Annotated in this window: 25 protein-coding genes; 10 read left to right on the plus strand and 15 right to left on the minus strand. The window is 68.8% G+C overall.

Annotation, left to right across the window (positions count from 1 at the left end; genetic code table 11):
* Positions 1-171 precede the first annotated feature (171 nt).
* From AB0J39_RS15435 to AB0J39_RS15445, 3 genes are all read right to left on the minus strand, one after another.
* Positions 172-420, minus strand: coding sequence for a hypothetical protein (locus tag AB0J39_RS15435; protein WP_363464596.1), 249 nt, complete (start codon positions 418-420; stop codon positions 172-174).
* Positions 421-423: 3 nt separating this feature from the next.
* Positions 424-1,272, minus strand: coding sequence for a GNAT family N-acetyltransferase (locus tag AB0J39_RS15440; protein WP_363464599.1), 849 nt, complete (start codon positions 1,270-1,272; stop codon positions 424-426).
* Between the two features lie 84 nt (positions 1,273-1,356).
* On the minus strand, positions 1,357-1,920 hold the full coding sequence (locus AB0J39_RS15445; RefSeq protein ID WP_363464601.1) for a helix-turn-helix domain-containing protein: 564 nt from the start codon (positions 1,918-1,920) through the stop codon (positions 1,357-1,359).
* An 80-nt stretch (positions 1,921-2,000) separates the two neighbouring features.
* Between AB0J39_RS15445 and AB0J39_RS15450 the strand changes: the two genes are divergently transcribed.
* Complete coding sequence (locus AB0J39_RS15450; protein WP_363464603.1) at positions 2,001-2,894, plus strand: NAD(P)H-binding protein; 894 nt, start codon at positions 2,001-2,003, stop codon at positions 2,892-2,894.
* A 159-nt stretch (positions 2,895-3,053) separates the two neighbouring features.
* On the opposite strand, the gene AB0J39_RS15455 is transcribed toward AB0J39_RS15450, so the two are convergent.
* Positions 3,054-3,782, minus strand: a complete 729-nt coding sequence (locus AB0J39_RS15455) for a LysR family substrate-binding domain-containing protein (protein ID WP_363464606.1) — start codon at positions 3,780-3,782, stop codon at positions 3,054-3,056.
* Positions 3,783-3,838: 56 nt separating this feature from the next.
* On the opposite strand from AB0J39_RS15455, the gene AB0J39_RS15460 reads away from it, so the two are divergent.
* The gene (locus AB0J39_RS15460; protein WP_363464608.1) at positions 3,839-4,210 is read left to right on the plus strand and encodes a DUF5997 family protein; all 372 of its coding nucleotides are present in this window, start codon (positions 3,839-3,841) and stop codon (positions 4,208-4,210) included.
* Positions 4,211-4,512: 302 nt separating this feature from the next.
* Here AB0J39_RS15460 and AB0J39_RS15465 read toward each other — a convergent pair whose 3' ends face one another.
* Complete coding sequence (locus tag AB0J39_RS15465; RefSeq protein ID WP_363464610.1) at positions 4,513-4,938, minus strand: MerR family transcriptional regulator; 426 nt, start codon at positions 4,936-4,938, stop codon at positions 4,513-4,515.
* A 28-nt stretch (positions 4,939-4,966) separates the two neighbouring features.
* Between AB0J39_RS15465 and AB0J39_RS15470 the strand changes: the two genes are divergently transcribed.
* Together AB0J39_RS15470 and AB0J39_RS15475 are read left to right on the plus strand one after the other, a co-directional pair.
* Positions 4,967-5,320, plus strand: coding sequence for a hypothetical protein (locus AB0J39_RS15470; RefSeq protein WP_363464612.1), 354 nt, complete (start codon positions 4,967-4,969; stop codon positions 5,318-5,320).
* Positions 5,317-6,003 carry a siderophore-interacting protein gene (locus tag AB0J39_RS15475; protein ID WP_363464614.1) on the plus strand — a complete coding sequence of 229 codons (687 nt, stop codon included), beginning with the start codon at positions 5,317-5,319 and terminating at the stop codon, positions 6,001-6,003. The genes AB0J39_RS15470 and AB0J39_RS15475 overlap by 4 nt, the downstream gene beginning before the upstream one ends.
* A gap of 94 nt (positions 6,004-6,097) precedes the next feature.
* On the opposite strand, the gene AB0J39_RS15480 is transcribed toward AB0J39_RS15475, so the two are convergent.
* On the minus strand, positions 6,098-6,760 hold the full coding sequence (locus AB0J39_RS15480; RefSeq protein WP_363464616.1) for a hypothetical protein: 663 nt from the start codon (positions 6,758-6,760) through the stop codon (positions 6,098-6,100).
* A gap of 62 nt (positions 6,761-6,822) precedes the next feature.
* Between AB0J39_RS15480 and AB0J39_RS15485 the strand changes: the two genes are divergently transcribed.
* Complete coding sequence (locus AB0J39_RS15485; RefSeq protein ID WP_363464619.1) at positions 6,823-7,548, plus strand: MerR family transcriptional regulator; 726 nt, start codon at positions 6,823-6,825, stop codon at positions 7,546-7,548.
* A 122-nt stretch (positions 7,549-7,670) separates the two neighbouring features.
* Here AB0J39_RS15485 and AB0J39_RS15490 read toward each other — a convergent pair whose 3' ends face one another.
* The gene (locus tag AB0J39_RS15490) at positions 7,671-8,684 is read right to left on the minus strand and encodes a YafY family protein (RefSeq protein ID WP_363464620.1); all 1,014 of its coding nucleotides are present in this window, start codon (positions 8,682-8,684) and stop codon (positions 7,671-7,673) included.
* 92 nt (positions 8,685-8,776) lie between these two features.
* Between AB0J39_RS15490 and AB0J39_RS15495 the strand changes: the two genes are divergently transcribed.
* Positions 8,777-9,244 (plus strand): VOC family protein, encoded by a 468-nt coding sequence (locus AB0J39_RS15495; RefSeq protein ID WP_363464622.1) that lies wholly within the window; start codon positions 8,777-8,779, stop codon positions 9,242-9,244.
* A 134-nt stretch (positions 9,245-9,378) separates the two neighbouring features.
* On the opposite strand, the gene AB0J39_RS15500 is transcribed toward AB0J39_RS15495, so the two are convergent.
* Positions 9,379-9,765 (minus strand): helix-turn-helix domain-containing protein, encoded by a 387-nt coding sequence (locus AB0J39_RS15500; protein ID WP_363464625.1) that lies wholly within the window; start codon positions 9,763-9,765, stop codon positions 9,379-9,381.
* Positions 9,766-9,867: 102 nt separating this feature from the next.
* Here AB0J39_RS15500 and AB0J39_RS15505 point away from each other — a divergent pair, with 102 nt between their 5' ends.
* Together AB0J39_RS15505 and AB0J39_RS15510 are read left to right on the plus strand one after the other, a co-directional pair.
* Positions 9,868-10,491 (plus strand): NAD(P)H-binding protein, encoded by a 624-nt coding sequence (locus AB0J39_RS15505; RefSeq protein WP_363464627.1) that lies wholly within the window; start codon positions 9,868-9,870, stop codon positions 10,489-10,491.
* A 425-nt stretch (positions 10,492-10,916) separates the two neighbouring features.
* Entirely contained in the window at positions 10,917-11,222 is a 306-nt protein-coding gene (locus AB0J39_RS15510) for a hypothetical protein (RefSeq protein WP_363464629.1), read from the plus strand.
* Positions 11,223-11,603: 381 nt separating this feature from the next.
* On the opposite strand, the gene AB0J39_RS15515 is transcribed toward AB0J39_RS15510, so the two are convergent.
* The gene (locus AB0J39_RS15515; protein ID WP_363464632.1) at positions 11,604-12,323 is read right to left on the minus strand and encodes a DUF2306 domain-containing protein; all 720 of its coding nucleotides are present in this window, start codon (positions 12,321-12,323) and stop codon (positions 11,604-11,606) included.
* A gap of 100 nt (positions 12,324-12,423) precedes the next feature.
* Here AB0J39_RS15515 and AB0J39_RS15520 point away from each other — a divergent pair, with 100 nt between their 5' ends.
* The gene (locus AB0J39_RS15520; protein ID WP_363464634.1) at positions 12,424-13,164 is read left to right on the plus strand and encodes a TetR/AcrR family transcriptional regulator C-terminal domain-containing protein; all 741 of its coding nucleotides are present in this window, start codon (positions 12,424-12,426) and stop codon (positions 13,162-13,164) included.
* A gap of 603 nt (positions 13,165-13,767) precedes the next feature.
* Here the strand turns inward: AB0J39_RS15520 and AB0J39_RS15525 are convergent.
* From AB0J39_RS15525 to AB0J39_RS15535, 3 genes are all read right to left on the minus strand, one after another.
* The gene (locus AB0J39_RS15525) at positions 13,768-15,840 is read right to left on the minus strand and encodes a WD40 repeat domain-containing protein (RefSeq protein WP_363464637.1); all 2,073 of its coding nucleotides are present in this window, start codon (positions 15,838-15,840) and stop codon (positions 13,768-13,770) included.
* 190 nt (positions 15,841-16,030) lie between these two features.
* On the minus strand, positions 16,031-16,255 hold the full coding sequence (locus AB0J39_RS15530; RefSeq protein ID WP_363464639.1) for a hypothetical protein: 225 nt from the start codon (positions 16,253-16,255) through the stop codon (positions 16,031-16,033).
* A gap of 427 nt (positions 16,256-16,682) precedes the next feature.
* Entirely contained in the window at positions 16,683-17,024 is a 342-nt protein-coding gene (locus AB0J39_RS15535; RefSeq protein ID WP_363464641.1) for a hypothetical protein, read from the minus strand.
* Positions 17,025-17,132: 108 nt separating this feature from the next.
* On the opposite strand from AB0J39_RS15535, the gene AB0J39_RS15540 reads away from it, so the two are divergent.
* Positions 17,133-17,744 (plus strand): DUF4240 domain-containing protein, encoded by a 612-nt coding sequence (locus AB0J39_RS15540; RefSeq protein ID WP_363464644.1) that lies wholly within the window; start codon positions 17,133-17,135, stop codon positions 17,742-17,744.
* Positions 17,745-17,927: 183 nt separating this feature from the next.
* On the opposite strand, the gene AB0J39_RS15545 is transcribed toward AB0J39_RS15540, so the two are convergent.
* From AB0J39_RS15545 to msrA, 3 genes are all read right to left on the minus strand, one after another.
* The gene (locus AB0J39_RS15545) at positions 17,928-18,344 is read right to left on the minus strand and encodes a PIN domain-containing protein (RefSeq protein ID WP_363464647.1); all 417 of its coding nucleotides are present in this window, start codon (positions 18,342-18,344) and stop codon (positions 17,928-17,930) included.
* Positions 18,320-18,631 (minus strand): hypothetical protein, encoded by a 312-nt coding sequence (locus AB0J39_RS15550; protein ID WP_363464650.1) that lies wholly within the window; start codon positions 18,629-18,631, stop codon positions 18,320-18,322. Before AB0J39_RS15550 ends, AB0J39_RS15545 begins: the two co-directional genes overlap by 25 nt.
* A 94-nt stretch (positions 18,632-18,725) precedes the next feature.
* Positions 18,726-19,391 carry a peptide-methionine (S)-S-oxide reductase MsrA gene (msrA, locus tag AB0J39_RS15555; protein ID WP_363464708.1) on the minus strand — a complete coding sequence of 222 codons (666 nt, stop codon included), beginning with the start codon at positions 19,389-19,391 and terminating at the stop codon, positions 18,726-18,728.
* Between the last annotated feature and the right edge of the window lie 91 nt (positions 19,392-19,482).

The raw sequence follows: 19,482 nt of genomic DNA on the forward strand, positions 1-19,482 counted from the left end.
TGCGCCGCGTCTCTGCGCCGCGTCTCTGCGCCGCGTCTCTGCGCCGCGTCTCTGCGCCGCGGCCGGGCCACAGGTGCACCGGCCTAACGGTCCGGGTCGTGGATGACGGCCCACTTGTCGCCGCGCTTGAAGTAGAGCATCTCCGCATCGGTGTAGAGGGTGGGGGACGCCTTACGATCGTCGCGGATCCACAGCCTCCCGGCCCCGTGACGTGGCGAGATCGAAGATCACTTCGGCCTTCCGTCCCTGCTCGTCGACCTGGGTCAGGGTGACGAAGCGGCCGGCCACGAGTGACCGGGGGCTGTCGCCCGGCAGGTCCAGAACTCGGCTGCCGTCGCGGCGGACCGCCTGGGTGCCGGTCAGGCACCAGGTCACATCGCACCGCGCCTGCGCGGGATCTTCGAAACGCCGTTCGGGCACCGGCTAAGGCAGCGTGGAGCCGACGACCGTGGTTCCTTCGGAGGCGCCGCCTGCGAAGGCGTACTCGGTGAACCGGCCACAGGTGTCGAATCCGAGGCGGCGGTAGACGGGCTCACCGTCCGCGGATGCCTGCAGGACCGCGGTGCGGTAGCCCTCGTCGTACGCGGTGTGCAAGGTGGCCAGGGTGATGGCGCCGCCGTAGCCGCGCCGGCGGTCCGTCGCGAGGGTCGCGATGTTGTAGATCCCGGCGACTCCACCGTGGAGGAAGACCTCGGCCGAGCAGACCGGGCGGCCGCCCACGTAGCCGACCAGATACCGGGCGGGGCAGCCGGGGGCGAGGGCCCACTCGGCGGCGTCGGCGAAGAACCTTCGCACCGTGGCGGCCGGCGGGTCCCAGTTCGCGGCCAGGACCATCGCGTAGTCCGCGAGCCGCTCCGGAGTCGTCACCAGGCGGATGTCCAGATTATCGGCGTGCGGCTTCGGCAGTGCCGCGTGCAGGTCCATGCGCATGCCCGCCTCGGTTTCGGCCGCCTCCAGACCGGCGTCCTTCAGGAGCGAGGCGAGGTTCGACGGCGTGGAGGCGGGGCCGACCCACCAGGAGAAAGGGCGGCCGGTCGCGGCCAGTGCACGAACGGTCTCCTCCACCCGGGCGGGGGCGGTGTCCGCGGTGAAACGCGCCGCCGCGACGATGTTGAAAGTGTCGTCGTCGAGCCCGCTGTCGGCGATCAGGAGGTCGTCCGTCTCCACGACGGTTGAGCGCTCCATGCGGCGGTGCATGTGGCAGGCATGCTCGGCAAGGTTCTGCTCCATCGCGACCAGCAGGTCAAAATCGCCGGGAACCTGGTGTTTCATCTCATTCACGTGAGTCATCACATCATGCCCTCTTGTGGCACGGAGCTCGCTCATCTCGTCCTCGTCTCCGGAACGGAGCAGTGATCAGCGTCCGGGGCCGCGGACGCCCTCGAGCACAAGCGTGAGGTGCCTGCGCCAGCCACCGGCGCCGGTCATGTTGGCCATGGCGCCGCGGGTGACGAGGACGAAGTCATCGGCGCGGAAGTCCTCACGGAGGCGGCCGGCGTCGACGGCGCGCCGCACGATGCGTTCGGTGATCGCCGAGAAATCCGTCTTCTCTGCGGTGATGTCGTTCCAGCTCGGCTCTTCCGGGCCGAGGAGCGCGAAGCGGAACGCGGCGTCGGACTCCGCGGACTCCAGATAGCCGTAGAGCAGCGTCTCGAACGCCACCCAGGGGTCCTCGGCCTCCGCGGCGGCGCGGGCGAGGGCGGTCATCGCCTCGAACCGGCGGCCGATGATCGCTGCGAGTAGCGCTCGCTTGTCGGCGAAGTGCCGGTAGAGGGTGCCGACACCCAAGCCGGCACGCTCGGCGATCTCGTCCATCTGCACGGCGTCGCCCCGCTGGGCGAACAGCTCGCCGGCGGCGTCGAGGACGGCCTCACGGTTGCGCCGGGCGTCGGCGCGCAACGAGCGTTCGGGAGCGGTCATGGTCACTCCACTCTAATTGACGACGCGCGGAAGCCGTGCCATATTCGGAACCGGAATTCATATTCAGGTTAGGGGATCCGATGATCGTCGTCACCACACCCACGGGACAGATCGGCGGCCGGCTGGTCCGTCGGTTGCTCGACCAGGACAAGGAGGTCCGGGTCGTCGTCCGTGACGCCTCACGCCTGGACGACACGGTTCGCCGGCGGGTCGAGATCGTCGAGGGCTCCCACGGTGATCCGGCCGTGCTCGACAAGGCACTGCCCGGGGCCGAAGCGCTGTTCTGGCTCGTCCCGCCGAATCCGCGGGCGCCGAGCGCCGAGGAGCACTATCTCGGTTTCGCCCGGGCCGGCGCCGCCGCCGTCGCCCGCCACGACGTCGGTCACGTCGTCGGCGTGTCCAGCGCCGGGCACGGCTGGCCGGCCCCCGCCGGCGTCCTGTCGGCGGCCTTCGCGATGGACGCCGAACTCGGCAGGTCCGGTGCGGCCTATCGGGCGTTGTCCATGCCCTTCTACATGGAGAACCTCCTCGGGCAGCTCGATGCGATCTGCGGGCAAGGCGCGTTCCACCTGACCTGTGCGGGCGACCTGCCGCTGGCGTTGATCGCGACGCGGGACATCGCCGGCACCGCCGCCGATTTGCTCAGCGATCTGTCCTGGACGGGACAGGAGAATCTCCCCGTGTTCGGCCCCGACCGGCTGACCCCTGACGGCATGGCCGAGGTGATCAGCCAGGAGCTCGGGCGTCCGGTCGCCTACCGCCGCATGAGGGTGGACGACTACGCGTCGCTGCTCCGTTCCCGGGGCGCCGGCGACCAGGCGATCAAGGACGTGACCGAGGCGTTCGCCGCTCAGGACCACGGCGTCTACGACGCGGACTGGGCGACCGCCACGCCCACGTCGACAGATTTCCGCACCTGGTGCCGGGAAGTGCTCAAGCCCGCCGCGGCCGTCCGGGTATCCGGCCGGGGCTGAGGCTCATGGGTCGGGGATCGCACTCAGGCGACCACATGAGAGTGCGATCGGGCCCGGGACGACGGACCGTTCGCCGTGCCGAAGAAGCCGAAGAAGTCGTCGGCCCGGCCGGGCTCCAAGCCGAAGGGTCGCCTGCGCCGGCAGGTCAGGGGCCGCAGGTCACCGAGACCGGTAGCCCTTCCTCTTACGGCCGGCCGGCACGGCCCGGCGACCGGACCCGTTCTGCGCGGGTTTCTGTGCCTGCCGCCGCGCGGGTTTCTCGGGGGGAGAGGCGGGGGTGCGGCCCCGCGAGCTGTTCACTGTCCGGCCCCGGACGATGCCGATGAAATCCTCCACCAGGTCGGTGGTCGCGTCCGTGGGCCAGGTCAGCGCGACCTGGGACTGCGGCGCGTCAAGCACCGGCCGGTAGGTGAGATCCCTGCGGTGGTAGAGGCGTGCCAGCGACTGCGGAACCAGGAGAATCCCGGTGCCGGCCGCCACCAGCCCGACCGCGTCCGCCGTCGTGGCCGGGCGGGTGAACGCGCTCCGCCCGGGCCGGACCGTCCACTCGATGGTGTCGTCCAGGGCGTGGAACACCTCGTCGTCGTCAAGGTCGGCGACGGTCACCTCGTCGGCGGCGGCCACCGCGTGATCCTTGGGCACCACGACCACCGTGGTCTCCACGTAGAGAGGAATCACGCTGAGCCCGTCCCGGTCGAAGGGCAGCCTGGCGAATCCGGCGTCGGCGCCGCCGTCTCGCAGGAGGCCCACCACCTCGGCGGCGGGAACCGCGACCAGGGTGACCGGCACGTCGGGCATCCTCTCGGTCCAGGTGCTGACCCACTTCGCGGGTGTCACCCCGGGCACGTACGCCAGCCGGAACACCCTGCCGGTCTCTCCATCAGTCACTTCCTCAGGCTACCGATGTCATGGGAACCCGTTTCGACTGACTACTCTTGACGTTTATGAGCTCGTCCAAGCCGAAGACCATCCAGACGATGAAGCCCGCGACCGCGGCCAAGAAGCTGGGTGTCCTCCTCTCGGCCACTCCCGCCGAGTTCCAGGAGGGTGTCGTCTCCAGGGACGAGCTGAACGAGTTGCAGTCGAAGCCGCCCGCCTGGCTCGTCGACCTGCGCCGCAACGGCCCGCACCCCAAGCAGGTCATCGCCGCGAAGCTCAAGATCTCCATCTCCGGTCTGATCAGAGGCGGCATCACCGGGCCGCTCACCACCGCCGAGATCGACGCGCTGAAGGCGGAGAACCCGCCGTGGCTGGAGCACGAGCGGTCCGTCCAGGCCGAGGTCCGCAAAGAGGCGCTCCGTCTCAAGCAGCGCTAGACGGCCGGGATTCGGCACTTCTTGGGGCGTCGACCGTCACGGGGATGCCGTGCCCAAGTCCGTGACGTCGCGATGGCCGTTGTCGGCGAAGGCGACCCCGGTCTCGGGCAGGGTCTCGGGCAGGTCGGCACCTCCGACACGCCCTGAGTCCCATACCCCAGGTTGACGAGAAGCCCGCGGAGCAGGCCTTTTCGCTCGTGCGGAAGGCATCCAGCGGGCTCCGCCGTCGCCGGGCCCCGATGCCGCGCGGTCGTTCCCCCGGCAAGAGGGGCCCCTTGCCGGGCGGCAGCTCATCTCGGGCATCATGACGTGCCGGCGGCACGGTCCTTCCGGCCGGGCGGGATACGCGCCGCGATCCGCTCGCGGGCGTGTGGGCAGTCGGCGAACCTGTGCGGACAGGCGAGGGCGTGCTCGATCAGCTCCTTGGCCGCGCGCGCCCGCGCCATGCGCTGTTCCAGTTCGACGACGTGGCGGCGCAACAGGTCCCGGTGGTCCATCGGGTCGGAAGCGGACAGCACGGCGCTCAACTCGCGCAGTCCGAAGCCGGCCTCCTTGCCCATCAGAATCAGCGCCACTCGCACCAGCGCGTCCTGTCCGTAGCGGCGCTGACCGCCGGCCCGCCGAGCGGGTTCGATCAGGCCCATGCTCTCCCAGTGCCGCAGCACATGCGTGGCCAGACCGAACCGGTCCGCCAGCTCCCCGATGGTCAGTTCCTCACTTGACTTCATGTGCACATTAACCGGCACCGTTGGCCGCATGTTCAAGCAAGCGATCTCGGTCACCCGCGTGATCAACTCGTGTGTGCCGCTCGAACCGGACGGCCACGCCGTACTCACCGGCCCGTGGTTAACCGAACGGTGGTTCCTGCGCCGCGGCGAGCCGCGGCCGCTGCTCGGGCAGCCTCTGGTGGTGGGTCCCGCCCAGGCTGTGGCCGGGGCGTCCGCACTCGGCGCGAAGGCGCTGGTCCCGGTGCACGACGTCCACGGGCATGATCCGCTCTCGGCGCCGTTCCGCACCACAGGCACCGCCGCGGACGCGATCGCCCTGGCTGGACCGGATCTGACGGTGGTGGACCTGCCCACGGGCGAGCGCCGGGAGCCGGCACGATGAGTCTGTTCCTGCACGGGACGGTCCAAGAGATCGAGCGGATCGCCACCCGCATGCGCCGCGTCCGGATCACCGGCCCCGATCTGCGCAACCTGACCTGGACGCCAGGCATGCACATCCGTCTGCGGGTAGGCGACCCCCGCTCTCCCCGCTCGTGGCTGCGTGGATTCCTGCGCACCTACTCGATCTGGGACTACTCCCCCACCGGCCACCTCGACCTGTGCGTACTCGACCATTCGTCCGCCGGGCCCGGAGCGCAGTGGTCGCGGCGGGTACGCGTCGGCGACCCGGCGGCTCTCACCCCGCCGGAAGGCAGGCTCGTCCTCCGCGAGGACGCGGGATACCACCTGTTCGTCGGCGACGAGACCGCGACCGTCGCCTTCGGGGCGATGCTGCGCGCGCTGCCCTCGTCCGCGATCGTGCATGGCGCGATCTCGGTCGAGGGCCCCGGCGACCGTCTCCCAGTGGAACACACGGACCGCCTGACGTGGAGCCGCCGGCCGACCGATCTCGCCGACGTGGTCCGCTCTCTGAAACTCCCCCGTACGCCCGGTGTCGCTTACATCGCCGGAGAGGCCCGTAGTTGCCAATCGGTGCGCGGCCACCTCGTCCGGGAACGCGGCTGGTCGCGCAGAGCCGTCGTCGTGAAACCGTTCTGGACTCCCGGACGGCGCGGCATGGACTGACCCCTCTTCCCGACGCCCGCCCTTCTCAGTGGCGCCTTCGGCGCCTCGTTCCAAGCCGTCCGGGCAGAAGGACGCGCAGTTTCGCGGGCGCCGGTCACCGGTTACGCAGATACCGCCAGCCCAGCACCCCGTACCAGATCATGACCGGCAGGTGGAGGGCGTACCCGAGCTGTTCCAGCGCCACCGTCGGCCCGTCGGTCCCGGTCGTCCACGGAAGCACGACCGCGGCCAGACCTGAGATCGCGGCGACCGCACCGGCGACGCGGAGCCCGTTCGGCATCGGGACGCCGACCGCTGCGGTGGCCGTGGCGGCGACCCACAGCAGCCCGGCCAGGTTGACCGTCCATTTGGCGGTGAGCAGTACCGCCCAGGCCACGGTGGCGGCCGCCGGGGCTGCAGGGTCAGCGGCCATCTGGGTCAGCGCCAGGTTCCCGGCGTCATGAAGCAGGCCTGCCAGCCCGGCGGCGGCCAGCAGTCCGCCGGCCGGCGTCACCAGGTGCGGTGCGGGTGCCTGGGCGGAGCGAGCGGACATCACGAGCCCGGCCGCGGTCAGTGCCAGCCAGCCCAGCACGTCGAAGGCCAGCTCGGTCAGATGCAGCCCGGACTGCTCGCCCACCGCGGCCAGCACGGCATCGGGGTCGGCCGAATTCAGGGTCAACCCCGATGGCACCACGATGGCCGCACCGGCCACCATGGCTGCCAACGAGGTCAACAGCAGGACACCGGTGAGCCGGGTCCGAGGGATCGAACTGGTCATGGACGGTGACGCTAGGACCTTGCCGCAGGGACAAAGTCAACATGCCGGGGAGAGGACCCAGGGTGTGGCGAATCGGGCAACTGGCGCGAATGGTCGGCGTATCCGAACGGACCCTGCGCCATTACGACAAGATCGGGCTGCTGCGTCCCGCCGCGGTAGACCCGTCCACCGGTTATCGCCGGTACGGCGTGGCCGAGCTGTCACGGTTGGAGCGCGTCCGCGGCCTGCAGCGCCTCGGCCTGCCGTTACGCCAGATCGCCGATCTGCTGGACGCTCCCGAGGCACAGTTGCGACAGGCCCTGACCGAGATCGTGACGGGCATCAGGCATGACATCGCCGCCCTTGCCGCCGCCGCGGCTCGCGCCGAGGACCGCCTTGCCGCGCCGATGTCGATCCTTCCGCAGGAGACGACATTGGGATCTCGCCGCCTACGCGTACGCCGGTTGCGCCTCGATCATCCCTCCGAGCTCGCCGCCCTGTGCCCGGCATCGCCGGCGACCCTGCTGACCTGGCTGCGCGGGCAGCCGACCGGTGGGTTCACGGCGGCGGTGACCACCGATCACGACGGCGAGCGGCTCACCCTGCCCGCTCGCGCCGTCGTCCGAGCGGTCGTTCCGCCTGCCACAGACGTGGTCCGCGCCGGTCAGGACCTGTTCGGCTGGTTGCACCGCCACCACTTGGCAATCACCGGCCCTACCGTGGAAGAGCACCTCGTCGACGCCGACGGCGCCCATGCCGTCGTCCTTGAAGTATCCGTACGCCCCCGACGACGCACCCCCTCGGCCTGACCGCTCCTCACACGTTCGCTCCCGAGACGGGACCCCAAGCCGGACGGGGTCATACGTCGCGTCACGGGACGGCCGCGTCATCCAGCGGTAGCCCCGCATGGAGCCGGTGGCGGCCCTTCGCTTCACGCGATCGCGCCCGGGGCGGGCGGGCCCCTGCGGGCGGAGGCCGCGAGCCGGTCGGCCAGCGCGGCGACAAGGCCGCGGAGTTCGTCCGGCCGCTCGATGACGAACGGCCGGTCGAGCGACGCGAGCACCGGAGGCAACCAGTCGAGCCGCTCCGCTCGCATTTCGACGCGGAGCCAGCCCTCGGTTTCGCGATCCGTGCCGTCCACGGATGTGGGTTCCTCCACAGTCGCGACGCCGGCGGGAAGCCGGGCGCGGATCTGCTCGACCGTCCCCTGGACGAGCAGGACCACTTCATGCCGGTACGGAGCCTTGGCGAGTGCCGACAGAACGCGCTGCGCCGGATCAGGCCCGGCGGGCGGCTCGAACGAACCGGGCAGCGTCCTCGCGTCCGTGATGCGATCCAGCCGGAATACCCGCTCCTCACCGATCTTGGGATCGGCGCCCGTGACGTACCACCGGCCCGAATGGGCCACGAGCCCGGAAGGATGCAGCGTCCGTTCGCTGCGCCGGCCGTCGGCTGCGGTGTACCTGATCGAGATCGGCCGGTGATGACGCACCGCGTCGGCGATGGAGAGCAGGACCGCGGTCTCCGGGATGACGGACTCGCCAGGTGGAGCTGTGAAGGCGAGGGATTCGATCACGGTGTCGAGCCTGCGGGCGAGCCTCGCGGGCAGGACCCGCCGGATCTTGGCGGCCGCCGTCTCACTCGCCGTGCCCGTCGTCGTCGTCAACCCGGACCGGCGACCGGCGACCAGGCCGAGCAGCACGGCGAGCGCCTCGTCGTCGCTCAGCATGAGCGGGGGCACGCGGTACCCGGGGGCGAGCCGGTATCCGCCATAGCGGCCGCGCACCGACTCGACGGGCACGTCGAGGTCGACCAGGTGGTCCACGTACCGCCGTACGGTGCGCTCGTCGACGCCGAGCCGGTCGGCGAGCTCGGCCATCGTCCGAGTGCCGCCCGACTGCAGGAGCTCCAACAGCGTGAGCACGCGGTGAGTAGGTCGAGCCACGCCATACAAGTTAGTGGAAATAGTGGACGGTTTCTGTCCGGTATCCGCCCTAGCCTGCGGTCGGAGAACAGCCGCTATGCAGGGAGACCGCCATGGACTTCGTATCGATCCGCATCATCACGGGCGACGTCGCACGCCTCGCCGACTTCTACGAGCGAGCCACGGGAGTACGCGCTACCCGATACAGCGAGGACTTCGCCGAGCTCAGAACCACCTCCGGCACCCTGGCCATCGGCAGCACCCGGACCGTCTCGCTCATTACGCCTGGCGCTGCCCGGGCGGCCGGCAACCACAGTGTGATCATCGAGTTCCTCGTCGACGACGTGGACGGCGTGCATCGGAATCTGTCCGGCTTCGTCGAGGAGTTCGTCAACGAGCCCACCACGATGCCCTGGGGCAACCGCTCGCTCCTGTTGCGTGACCCCGACGGCAACCTCGTCAACTTCTTCACCCCCGTCACGCCAGCGGCCCGCGAGAAGTTCGCGCGCCATCGACCCGGCCACGCTCAGCAGACCAGGTCCTACGCCTCAAGCCCGGCCGTGACCGATGGCAATCGATGACGGAGGAACGACGACCGGTTGACGTACACGCGAGTCAGGGCTTGCCCCTCCTTCGCCGGTCCGCTGCCGCTCCGCGGTAAGTCGACGGCGTACGAGGTGATCGGTGCAGCGGATGCGTGCGGGGCAGCGCCGCGTTAGCCGGCGCGGTCGAGGTGGGCGCCGTTGTCGTACGACTCGCGGGCGTCGAGCAGGTCGTCCCAGTGCTCCGCCGTCCAGGCGCAGGCGACCGCCATTGGTTTGAGCATGCTGCGGCCGAGCGGGGTCAATTCGTACTCGACGTGCGGGGTGGCATCGGCGTAGACGGTGCGCTTGACCAGACCGTCCCGTTCGAGGGACCGCAGCGACTGGGTGAGGACCTTGGGAGTGACACGGTTCAGCGGCACGCGTAGCTCGGAGAACCGGCGTGGCCCCTGCTCAAGGCAGCGGATGATAAGCGGCGCCCACTTGTCGCCGAATCGAATCGGATTGAGCGAGGACGGGCACAGCTCGTCGAACATGTCGGCGGGCAGGGGTTCCCTCATGGCCTCACGATAGCCGGTATCCCGGTGGTAACCGCAGGCCCGGATAGCGTCCTGGAATCGGCCGGACGGATGGGCTCCGGCCCTGATGAGAGGCGGTTCGCCATGAATATCGTGGTCTTTGGCGCGGGCGGCCGGGCTGGACGGCAGGCGGTCGCGGAGGCACGCCGGCGCGGCCACCAGGTCACCGCCGTGGTCCGCGACCCCGCAGGCCACAGCGACTTGAGCGACGTGCGAGTGGCGGCGGGCGACGTCACGGACCCGGTGAGCGTCGAGCATGCGGCCGCCGGGCATGACGCCGCCATCAGCGCCGCCGTGAACCTGTCCGTGTCACCGCACGACTTCTTCACCGCGTCGGCCCGCGCCCTGACCACCGGCCTGGCGAAGGCGGGCGTGCCCCGCCTGGTGGTGGTCGGTCTCGCATCGATCATGCCCGGGGCGTCCGGTGCTCCCCTGATGGACGAGCCCGGCTATCCCAACGAGTACCGCGCGTTCTACCTCGGCCACGCAGCAGGCCTTGGTGTGCTTCGGATCTGCGACCTGGACTGGGTGTACGTGGCGCCCGCAGGCGACTTCGACCATGACGGCACGCGCACCGGTCGGTACCTGATCGCTGATCACGGCGACCCGGCCAGCCGGATCACGTACGCGGACTTCGCGATCGCGCTGCTCGACGAGGTCGAGGCGCCCCGCCACCACCGTGCCGCAATCAGCGTCCGGGAGGCATGATGCCCGAGGTCCACGACAATCCGGACCCCTGGGCCGCCGAGCACATCCGTCGTTTCTGGGAAAGCGGCGAGCTGCGCCGCACTGAGCTGGTCTACGCGAGCAACGGCGACCGTTAGGGCTGGAAGTGTCACGACTTGGGACACAGGTTGCCGTACAGCCGCGCGTACCGCTCCGATTTTGTAATTTTCACACACTTGATCATAAGCGGCTGCTCTCGTTGTGCAGAATTCTCGTCACAAGATCGATCAGAGTTGGGCACATTGCGCCAGCTCACTCTGCAAATGGCGGCTGCCGCATCAGCCATGCGCTCCGCCGTGAGGACAACGGTCGCCAGACCCTTGTGGCCAACTGGCAATACCGCGCTGTATCGATCCGGGCTAAATCAATATTTATCGATCACCTGCCCGTCCCGCACAAGGAGAAGCATGCAAAAAGTCTCTTGGCCCCGCCGGCTCGGCCTCGTCTCAGCGGTGGTGGCGGTCGGCCTGACCACCGCGCCCGTGGCCGCGCACGCCGACGGCTATGACACTCCCCGCAGCGCCACCGCCGACGGAGCAGGCAACACCCAAGCAGCCGGGATCGCATCCGCCGAACAGCGGGCCCGGCAGGCCGTCCTCGCGGTCGGCCACGACTGCGACGCTGGGAGGTATCACACGTATTCGATCTATATTTCTCCGGGTGGCGGCACGTGGGCCTACCGGTCCACCCACGAGGCGAGGTGCGTCGACTGATCAAGGTTCAGCAGATCGGCCCCCGCCGGGGTCGCCCGCCATCGTGGAGCCCAGCGCCAGCAGGCCCGGGACGCTGAATCCACCCAGATTGAGCCTCAGGCTCAGCGCATGGTCATACGCACCTTGCAAGTCATCCCGCCCATGTCACCTCCTCTCGCTGCAGGCTGGCATACAAAGGCCCGGCACCGATCACAGTGCCGGGCCCTTCTGTTCCGGTTCCATTCCGGTTGACGTTGCTCAGCAATTACAGACAACGACAACCAATAACAAGGTTCTTCCGGCTCAGCGCCCGTTTCTGAGAAAATCGCCGCTTGGACGCCCGTTGGTCCAAACGTTTCTTGTACGGATACGCCAACAGGTACGCGTGCCCTAGTAGCGGGATCAGGCCGCGGGGGCGGTGCGGCGACCGCGGCGGGCTACCTCGCGCTCCAGGTACCACTCCACGGCCAGCAGCGGAATCGTCCAGCCGAGCCAGCCGGACAGGCCCGAGATCGTCCACGCCATCAGGTCGGGGTCGCCGTGGAAGACGGTGTTCTGCAGCGGGGGCAGGGTGACGATCAGGATCCCGGTCCACACCCGGTTGGTGATGATGGAGTAGGTCAGCACGGCGCTGCGCAGCATCCAGCGCCGGTGGTCGGCGTACCGGCGGCCGCGGGCGGCGCGCCAGCCCGCCACGGTGAAGGCGAGCCACAGCAGGGCGAGGAGCACGTCGCTGACCGCGAGGAACAGCCCGAACGGGGAGCGCGCCCCGATGACCAGGCCGGTCAGACCGGCAGGCAGCACCCCGGCGAACACGTAGACCCGCCCGGCACGCCGGTGCCCCACCGGGTGCCGCCGCCTGAACCACGGCCACACCTGGAAGAACGCGGTGACCATGGCGACCGAGGCGAACAGCACGTGCGCCACGAGCAGCGGATAGTGCAGGCCGAACCCCTGTGGCTGCGGCACCCGGGACAGCGACGGGTCCCCGGTCAGGTACGGCGGCAGCGAGAACGCGAGGAACCCGGCCGTGACCAGGCCGAGCGGTATCGTCCAGCGGCGCCGCCACCACGGACGCCGACGGGCCGATACCGGCGGAGGACTGTCGATCGTCGTGTGCATGACGGCTCCAAGAGAAGGTCGGGAGATGCGTATGTCATACGCTTAATGCGTACCATATACGCAACGCGTAGGCCATACGCAAACTGGTAAGCTCCCTGGAATGCCGGATGACATCGGGAACGAGCTGCCGCACGCGCTGAACGTGCTGTGGGGACGGGCCAAGCCGAAGGGGCGGGGACGCACGCCCGCGCTCAGCCTGGAGCGGATCGTGGCGGCGGCCATCGCCATCGCCGACGAGGAGGGCCTGGCCGCGCTGTCCATGGCCCGGCTCGCCGAACGGCTCGGCTGCGCACCCATGTCGCTGTACCGGCACGTGGCCGGCAAGGACGACCTGCAACTGTTCATGCTGGCCGCCGCACCCGGCCCGCCGCCGGAGTTCGACACGGCGCCGGCCGACTGGCGCGGCTCGCTCACCCGGTGGGCCGTCGAGCTGTTCGACGTCTACCTGCGGCATCCGTGGATCGCCCAGCTGGCGAACTCCCCGCCGATGGACCCCGGCCAGCTCGCCTGGCTGGACGCCGCGCTGCGCTCCCTCGGCGGCACGCCCCTGGACCCGCGGGCCCGGTTCTCCGTGGTCATGCTGGTGCTGCACTACGTGCGCGGCGCCGCCCAACTCCTGACGTCCATCCCCGCCGAACCAGAGGAAAGGGCCGACGAGACGTACGTCGCCCTGCTCACTGAGCTCGCCGACCCCGCCCGGTTCCCGGCGCTGGCCCGCGCCGTCGAGGCCGGGGTGTTCGACCCCCGAGCGGGGGCCGCTCCGGACGACGACTTCCGCGCCGGCCTCAACCACCTACTTGACGGGGTGGGAGTGGCGATCGAACGCGCCGCCCGGGCCTGAGCGGGGTCTGCGGGCAGGCGCTGCGCCGGGAGACACGGGCTTTCAGCCCAGGCAGCCGAGGCGGCCGGACCTACGCCCCAAGACGGTCCATGCCGAGCGCATCGTGAGCGTTCGGGCCGTGCTGCGCCCCGATTCTTGGGCTCCTTCGTGGTCCAGGACAGCTAGCGTGGGCTGGAGCGAAAGTCAGCCCAGACGTCGACCGCCTGCTGGAAGTCGAGGCGGCCACGTCCTCGCGAGACATACCGGCGGTGGAGATCAAGCGATCCGCGAGCCAATCCGGCACCGGCTCCCTGGGAGGCGGTTGTGCCACGCGGATGTGATCGGCCAGCGCGCCCAGGCGTTCGATGATCTGCCCAAGCTGCACCACCTCCGGACGCCCCTTGCCGACGGCGCGAACCCTGGCCGTGGCCTCGGCGTAGACCTCACCATCGGCGAGGGGCGGGAGCCGCTCTGGCGAGGCGGCCCGCACGAAGAGGGCAGCGGCGAACCCGGCGTCCACGCGAGAGTCTCGGCCGGTGGCGTGGACGCCGCGCCGACCGGTAGGACGTGGCGCTCGTTACGGCATCGACAACGCTGTGATGATCATGGGACGGTCTTCCTGTATTACGCGGCAGGCCCCAGATCCCAGGTCCACAGCGCTTCGCGACCGCCGCCGACAAGCACGGCGCGGCCGTCGAGGTAGCTCATCGAGAGAGAGCCGAGGTAGCGGGAAGGACGCTGAAGCGTCCCGACCTGCCGGCTGGTCGTGAGGTCCCAGACCCGCATGCTCCTGTCCTGTGGCGAGTAGGTGACCGCGATCGGGACACCAGCGACCCGCCCGGAGGCGATGCTGTTCACCTGCCTGGAGTGGCCGAGCAACGGACGCTCGACCTGCTTGCCCGTGGCGAGGTCGTAGAGTTCCACGGTCCTGCCTGTGGCCACGATCGCGACCGTCGTGCAGTCGAACAAGGCGATCTCCACCGGGGCCGAGTGCTCGGTCTTCGCGATGCGGAACGATGCCATCCGTTTTCCCGCGCCGACGTCCCAGAGCCGGGCGCGGGTGGCACTGAAAGTCACCGCGACCGGCCGGCCGGCGAGGCTGATGAGGGCCAGCTGTCCGACTGGGCCGTTTTTGACGGCGAGATCGTGCAGCAGCGCTCCCGAAGGAAAGTCCCAGATGCGTACCGTGCCCCGAGAAGAAGAGTCACCGGCCGCGTCGTCCTCGTCGACCGCTCCGACCACAAGCGCCCGGCGATCGGCTTCGGTGAGCGCGACCCCGTTGACGAAGCCGTCATAGCCGATGAGGGGTTCGCCGATCGGCATGCGACTGGCAAGATCGAAGACCCGGATCGAGGAGTCTCCGAAACCGATCCCCGCGACCAGAACCCCTCGTCCGCCGTAGTCGCCGGTCGCGAACGAGGTGATGCGCCCGGGCAGCCTGACCGGCGCGTCCAGCGGCCTGCCGCTGCCGAGATCCCACACGCGGGGGAATCTGTCGTCACCGTTCCCTTGGGCCACCACGATCGGCCTGCCGCGCAGCTCGCCGTTCACGCCGTAGATGTCACCGTTGGGCCCCCCGGTGGCGGGAGGAGCGGATTCCCGGCCGGTGGCGAGATCGTAGGCGCGGACGGCGTTGTCGCGCCCGCCGGTCACGATCACGGGACGGTCGCCGAGATCACCGACCGCCAGCGACGTGACGTGCCCCGGGATCTCGAAGGACGATACCCTCTCACCGGTGGCCGGATCGATGACCGCGATCGAGCTTCGGAGCCTCGATCCGTAAGGGTCGGTGGCGATGCCCTCGACGGTTTCGACCGAGACGAACACGGTCCGGCCGTTCAGCACGGCGAGCGACGAAGGGCCGAACCTCCCCTTCAGCGAGTGGTAGGTCGCCTCACGCGTGACCAGATCCCAGCGGATCACCCCGAGATCGGCCGTGGGGATCAGGGCCACCGGACGGCCGCCGATCATGGTCGTCCTGATCGTGTTTATGTTCTGGATGAACTCGCTCTGAAGAGTGAGCGGTTTCCCGACGGGTTTTCCGAACACCGGATCCCAGGCGATCACAGCGTCGCCCTCTCCGGTCAGCACGAGCAGGACGCCGTGGACGCGGGTCAGCGCGACGGCGCCGAAGATCCCGGTGCCGATGGGCGGACCGATCCGGCGGCCGGTCGCCAGATCGAACACGTGGGCGCCGTCGGTGCCCGCCGCGGCGGCGATCGGCCTGCCGTCGAGCTCGCCGAACGCGACGGCACGAAACCGCCCGGCGGGGAGCGGTCCGCCGACGGGCAGCCGAGTGGTCGCGTCCCACCTCTGGAGCGCCCCGTGGCTCCGGCCGAGGATGACGGGTCTGCCGTCGACGGTGCCGTACGCCACCGGGCCGTCGCCGGGGATCGGATCGCCGATCGGTTTCAGAGTGGCCCTGTCCCAGATCCGGATGGTGTGCTCGGCACCCGCGCTGATCGCGACGGGCCGGCCGTCCAGCTCACCCACGGCCACCGAGGTCACGTCGGAGTGACCGCCCATGTCCATCGCGACGGGCGCCGCGAACGAGGCGGGAACGCCACCGGGTGACGTCTCCTGGCAGGTGGTGGCCGCCCGGGGCCATCTCACGACGGTCGACCCGGCCGAGGCCAGCGGCACGAACCCGGCCAGAACCAGCACGGCGAGGAGGGGTGGCAGCCGTCGAAAGAACATCCGAACCCCTGTCGCCGAAATCGCTCTCGAGCATAAACCGCGTCCCCCGCCGGCAGTTCGCAGCGTGAACCAACCGTCAAGCGGCTGTCCAGAAGACGCGGGACCATCTAAGGCTTCATGCTCAGCGCCCCTCCTCGCAGCATTCCGGCCCGAGCATCACCGGAGGGGTGCCGATGCCGCCACGCGCTGATTAGGAGATGAGATTCGCGCCCCGCACCGGCTGCACGATGAAGGCATCCGGAAACCCGTGCATGTGGGTGCCATGCAGGGTGCGCATACCCTCGGCCCGGTACTCGGAAAGCTTGACACCGTCATGATCGGTCATGTCGTAGTCGACCCGTCGCGTGTACTCGGTGCCGACATCGAAACCGGAGGCGTAGATGACGCAGTCGATCTCGTACTCCCTGCCGGCCACGACGACTCCGTTCTCGATGATCCGACGTCAGGTTCGCCGACGTGCGACCATCCGGCACGGCCGAGCCGTCAGGTCATGTCGCGTGCGTCAAGGAGTTCGTGCCGGTGCTCGTGTGCCCGGCGCATGCGATGGATCCGCGCGTAAGACCGTCGTGGGACGATCCTGGGCCAGGCTACGTGTCAAGTCAGGTCACACCTCACCGGCGATGAGGCCGACAAGGCAGGTGTCCCCGGCACCACCTTGAGTCCGCGCGAGAGTCTCCCCACTGCCGCGCGTACTTCTCCGAGTCCGGCAGGCCCGTCTGGTAGTCGATCCACTCGGAGGGGTCACTAGCTTGACGCTGGTTCCACCGAGGCCGCAGTAGCCGTTGGGTACCTTAAAAAGGTATTGCTGGTGGTAGCGGTTTTCTTCGGGCAATAAGTCGCCGCTAACGTGGCTTGGACCGGAAGTCAGCCCAAAGGTCGACCGCCTGCTGCAAGTCGAGAGCGGCGACGTCTTCGCGAGACATGCCGACGGTGGAGATCAAACGATCCGCGAGCCAATCCGGCACCGGCTCCCTGGGGGGCGGTTGCTCGACGCGAACGTGATCGGCCAGCGCACCCAGGCGTTCGATGATCTGGTTAAGCTGCACTACCTCGGGACGGCCCTTTCCACCGGCACGGACCCTGGCTGTCGCCTCGGCGTACACCTCGGCGTCGGCTCTTTCCCCGACGGCCCATACTTCGCAGAACAGGTGGGAGATGCCCCGTCGTTCGGCGATGGCGATCACGGACGCCGGACCGCATATGGGCGGCTTGCGCACCTCCCGCATGTGCACTGCTCACGGTGACTGCTTCCGCTGAACTATGGCGTGAACGCCGTGCCATTATCGCTTCTCGTGGACGAGGACCGATTCTGGGAACTGATTGAGCGTTCCGACAGAGAAACACGCAGCAGGAAGGAGCGCCTGGCCTGGCTGAACACCCGGCTCTGCCAACTCTCCGCCGACGAGATCGTTGATTACCACATGTGGTGGGAACTCAATGCGAACCGCGGCCGCACATGTGACATGTACGCGCTGAGCTGTCACCTGTTACGACGCGAATCGACTGACGGCTTCGAATATTTCGTCTATTGGCTCATGAGCCTGGGCCGAGAGGCGTACGACCAAGTCGCCGATTGCCCGGATCGCGTCATGGAACTGCCGCAGGTCGTACACCTCCTCGACCTGAAGCGACGCTGGTTTGCCGAACGACGTCGCGGCTTCCCGTGGTCCGACGAGGAGTACCCGGCCTTCGAACTCCTTGCGTATGTACCACATGACGCCCATGAGCAGGTCACCGGCAAGGCTGTGGACGATCTCTATGCCGCCGCCGAAGCCAGAGGAGTCCAACGTGGCTTTCCGCTTCTGGCGGCCGAATTCGGCGAAGCAGACTGGGATATCGCCGATGATGCGGAGGTCGCCCGCAGGCTTCCCAGGCTGGCCCGCTACCTGACCAGCCGTGGCTGACTTAAGTGATTCCCCGTTACTACTGGTGCCGAAAAGTGTTTCCAAAAGCGCAGGTGAGGTCGACGCAGAGGCGGTGAGCGCTGCCCCTCCCCACCCTCCGATACCCGGAAAACTTGACCGCACGCCGCTTGAGTTCGGCTTGGTCGTTGCCCCTCGTCATCTTCAGGGGCAACAACTCAGCACCTACACGCGCACGAGACGAACCGCCTTGCCGCAGAGCTTGCTCATGTCGTCCTCATCCGAGGTGAGGATGATGACGGGCCGGGTGGAGCGAAGAGCCGTGGCGGCCACGACGGCATCGATCGCGTACTTGTGGCCGTGAAGACCGCTCTCGCGGAGCAGGTCCAGCGCGTGGACGGAGACCTCCTCGGTCACCGGCTCGACGCGCAGTCGGGACAGGTGCCAGCGCAACCGATCGTTTGCCACCCGGCCGTCGAAGGCCTCGATAGGCGTCAAGGCGCTGACGGCAACGCGAAAGTCGTTGTTCTGCGCCTCTCGGACGATCGCCGTGACTTGTTGGTCGGCCGCACACCACTTCGAAAGTCCCTCGGAGTCAAGGATGACCGTCCCCGCACTCAGCTTGCTTCGTGCGCGTGCCATCCACGCTCCTCCTGTAGCTCCGGAGCGGACTTCACGCTACGGAACAACTGCTCAGCCTCATCCCGCAGATGCTGTGGGATGGGACCGCACTCGTTCTCGTTCGCCTGCAGGGCCTCCTCCAGCAGGTCCCGCTCGATCTGCCGCTCCACAGCGGCGTCGACGTAGGCAGAAAACCCGCGCGTGCCGACACGCTCCTTGATGGCGCGGATGTTGCCGGCCCGCAAGGAGACGCTCACCTTGGCCGCGGGCCCTTCCCCTGGCGGGAAGGCGTGTTCAGGCAGACTCATAGCGGCAGTTTACTACTTCAAGTAGCAAACCATCGGCACCGGAAACACGAAACCTCCGAGCAGCGCGACGCCGCTCGGAGGTCTCACGGTCCCGCTAATCGCCGCTGGAGGTCGCCAGGCCGACGGGGCAGCTGACTCCGGTGCCGCCGATGCCGCAGTAGCCGTTCGGCACCTTAAAAAGGTACTGCTGGTGGTAATCCTCCGCGAAGTAGAACTCGCCGGCGGGGGCGATCTCGGTGGTGATCTCGCCGTACCCGGCCTTGGCGAGCACCTCCTGGTAGGCGTCCCTGGAGGCCGAGGCCGCCTTGGCCTGCTCGGGGCCGTGGATGTAGATGGCCGACCGATACTGGGTGCCGACGTCGTTGCCCTGGCGCATGCCCTGCGTCGGGTCGTGGGCCTCCCAGAACACCTTCAGGAGCTCCTCGTACGTCACCTCCGCCGGATCGAAGACCACCCGGACGACCTCGGTGTGCCCGGTAAGCCCGGAACAGACCTCCTCGTACGTGGGGTTCGGCGTGTAACCGCCCGCGTAGCCCACGGCGGTCGAGACGACCCCGGGGGTCTGCCAGAATTTGCGCTCGGCGCCCCAGAAACAACCCAGCGCGAACTCGGCGATCTCCGTGCCCTCGGGGTACGGCGGAGCCAGCGGCGCGCCGAGGACCTGGTGGCGGGTGGCCACCGGCATGACCTCGGCCCGGCCCGGCAGCGCGTCCGCGGGGTCCACCATCGTCGTCTTGTCTGTGCCGAACAGCCAGCCCATCACGTAGCCTTCCTTCCGCTCTGCCATCCCCAACCAGGCGCCGGGCCGCCTTGTTCCTCACGTAAGCGCTTCTAAACCTCGGCCATAGAGA

The organism is Microbispora sp. NPDC049633, assembly GCF_040675265.1.
GTDB lineage: Bacteria > Actinomycetota > Actinomycetes > Streptosporangiales > Streptosporangiaceae > Microbispora > Microbispora maris.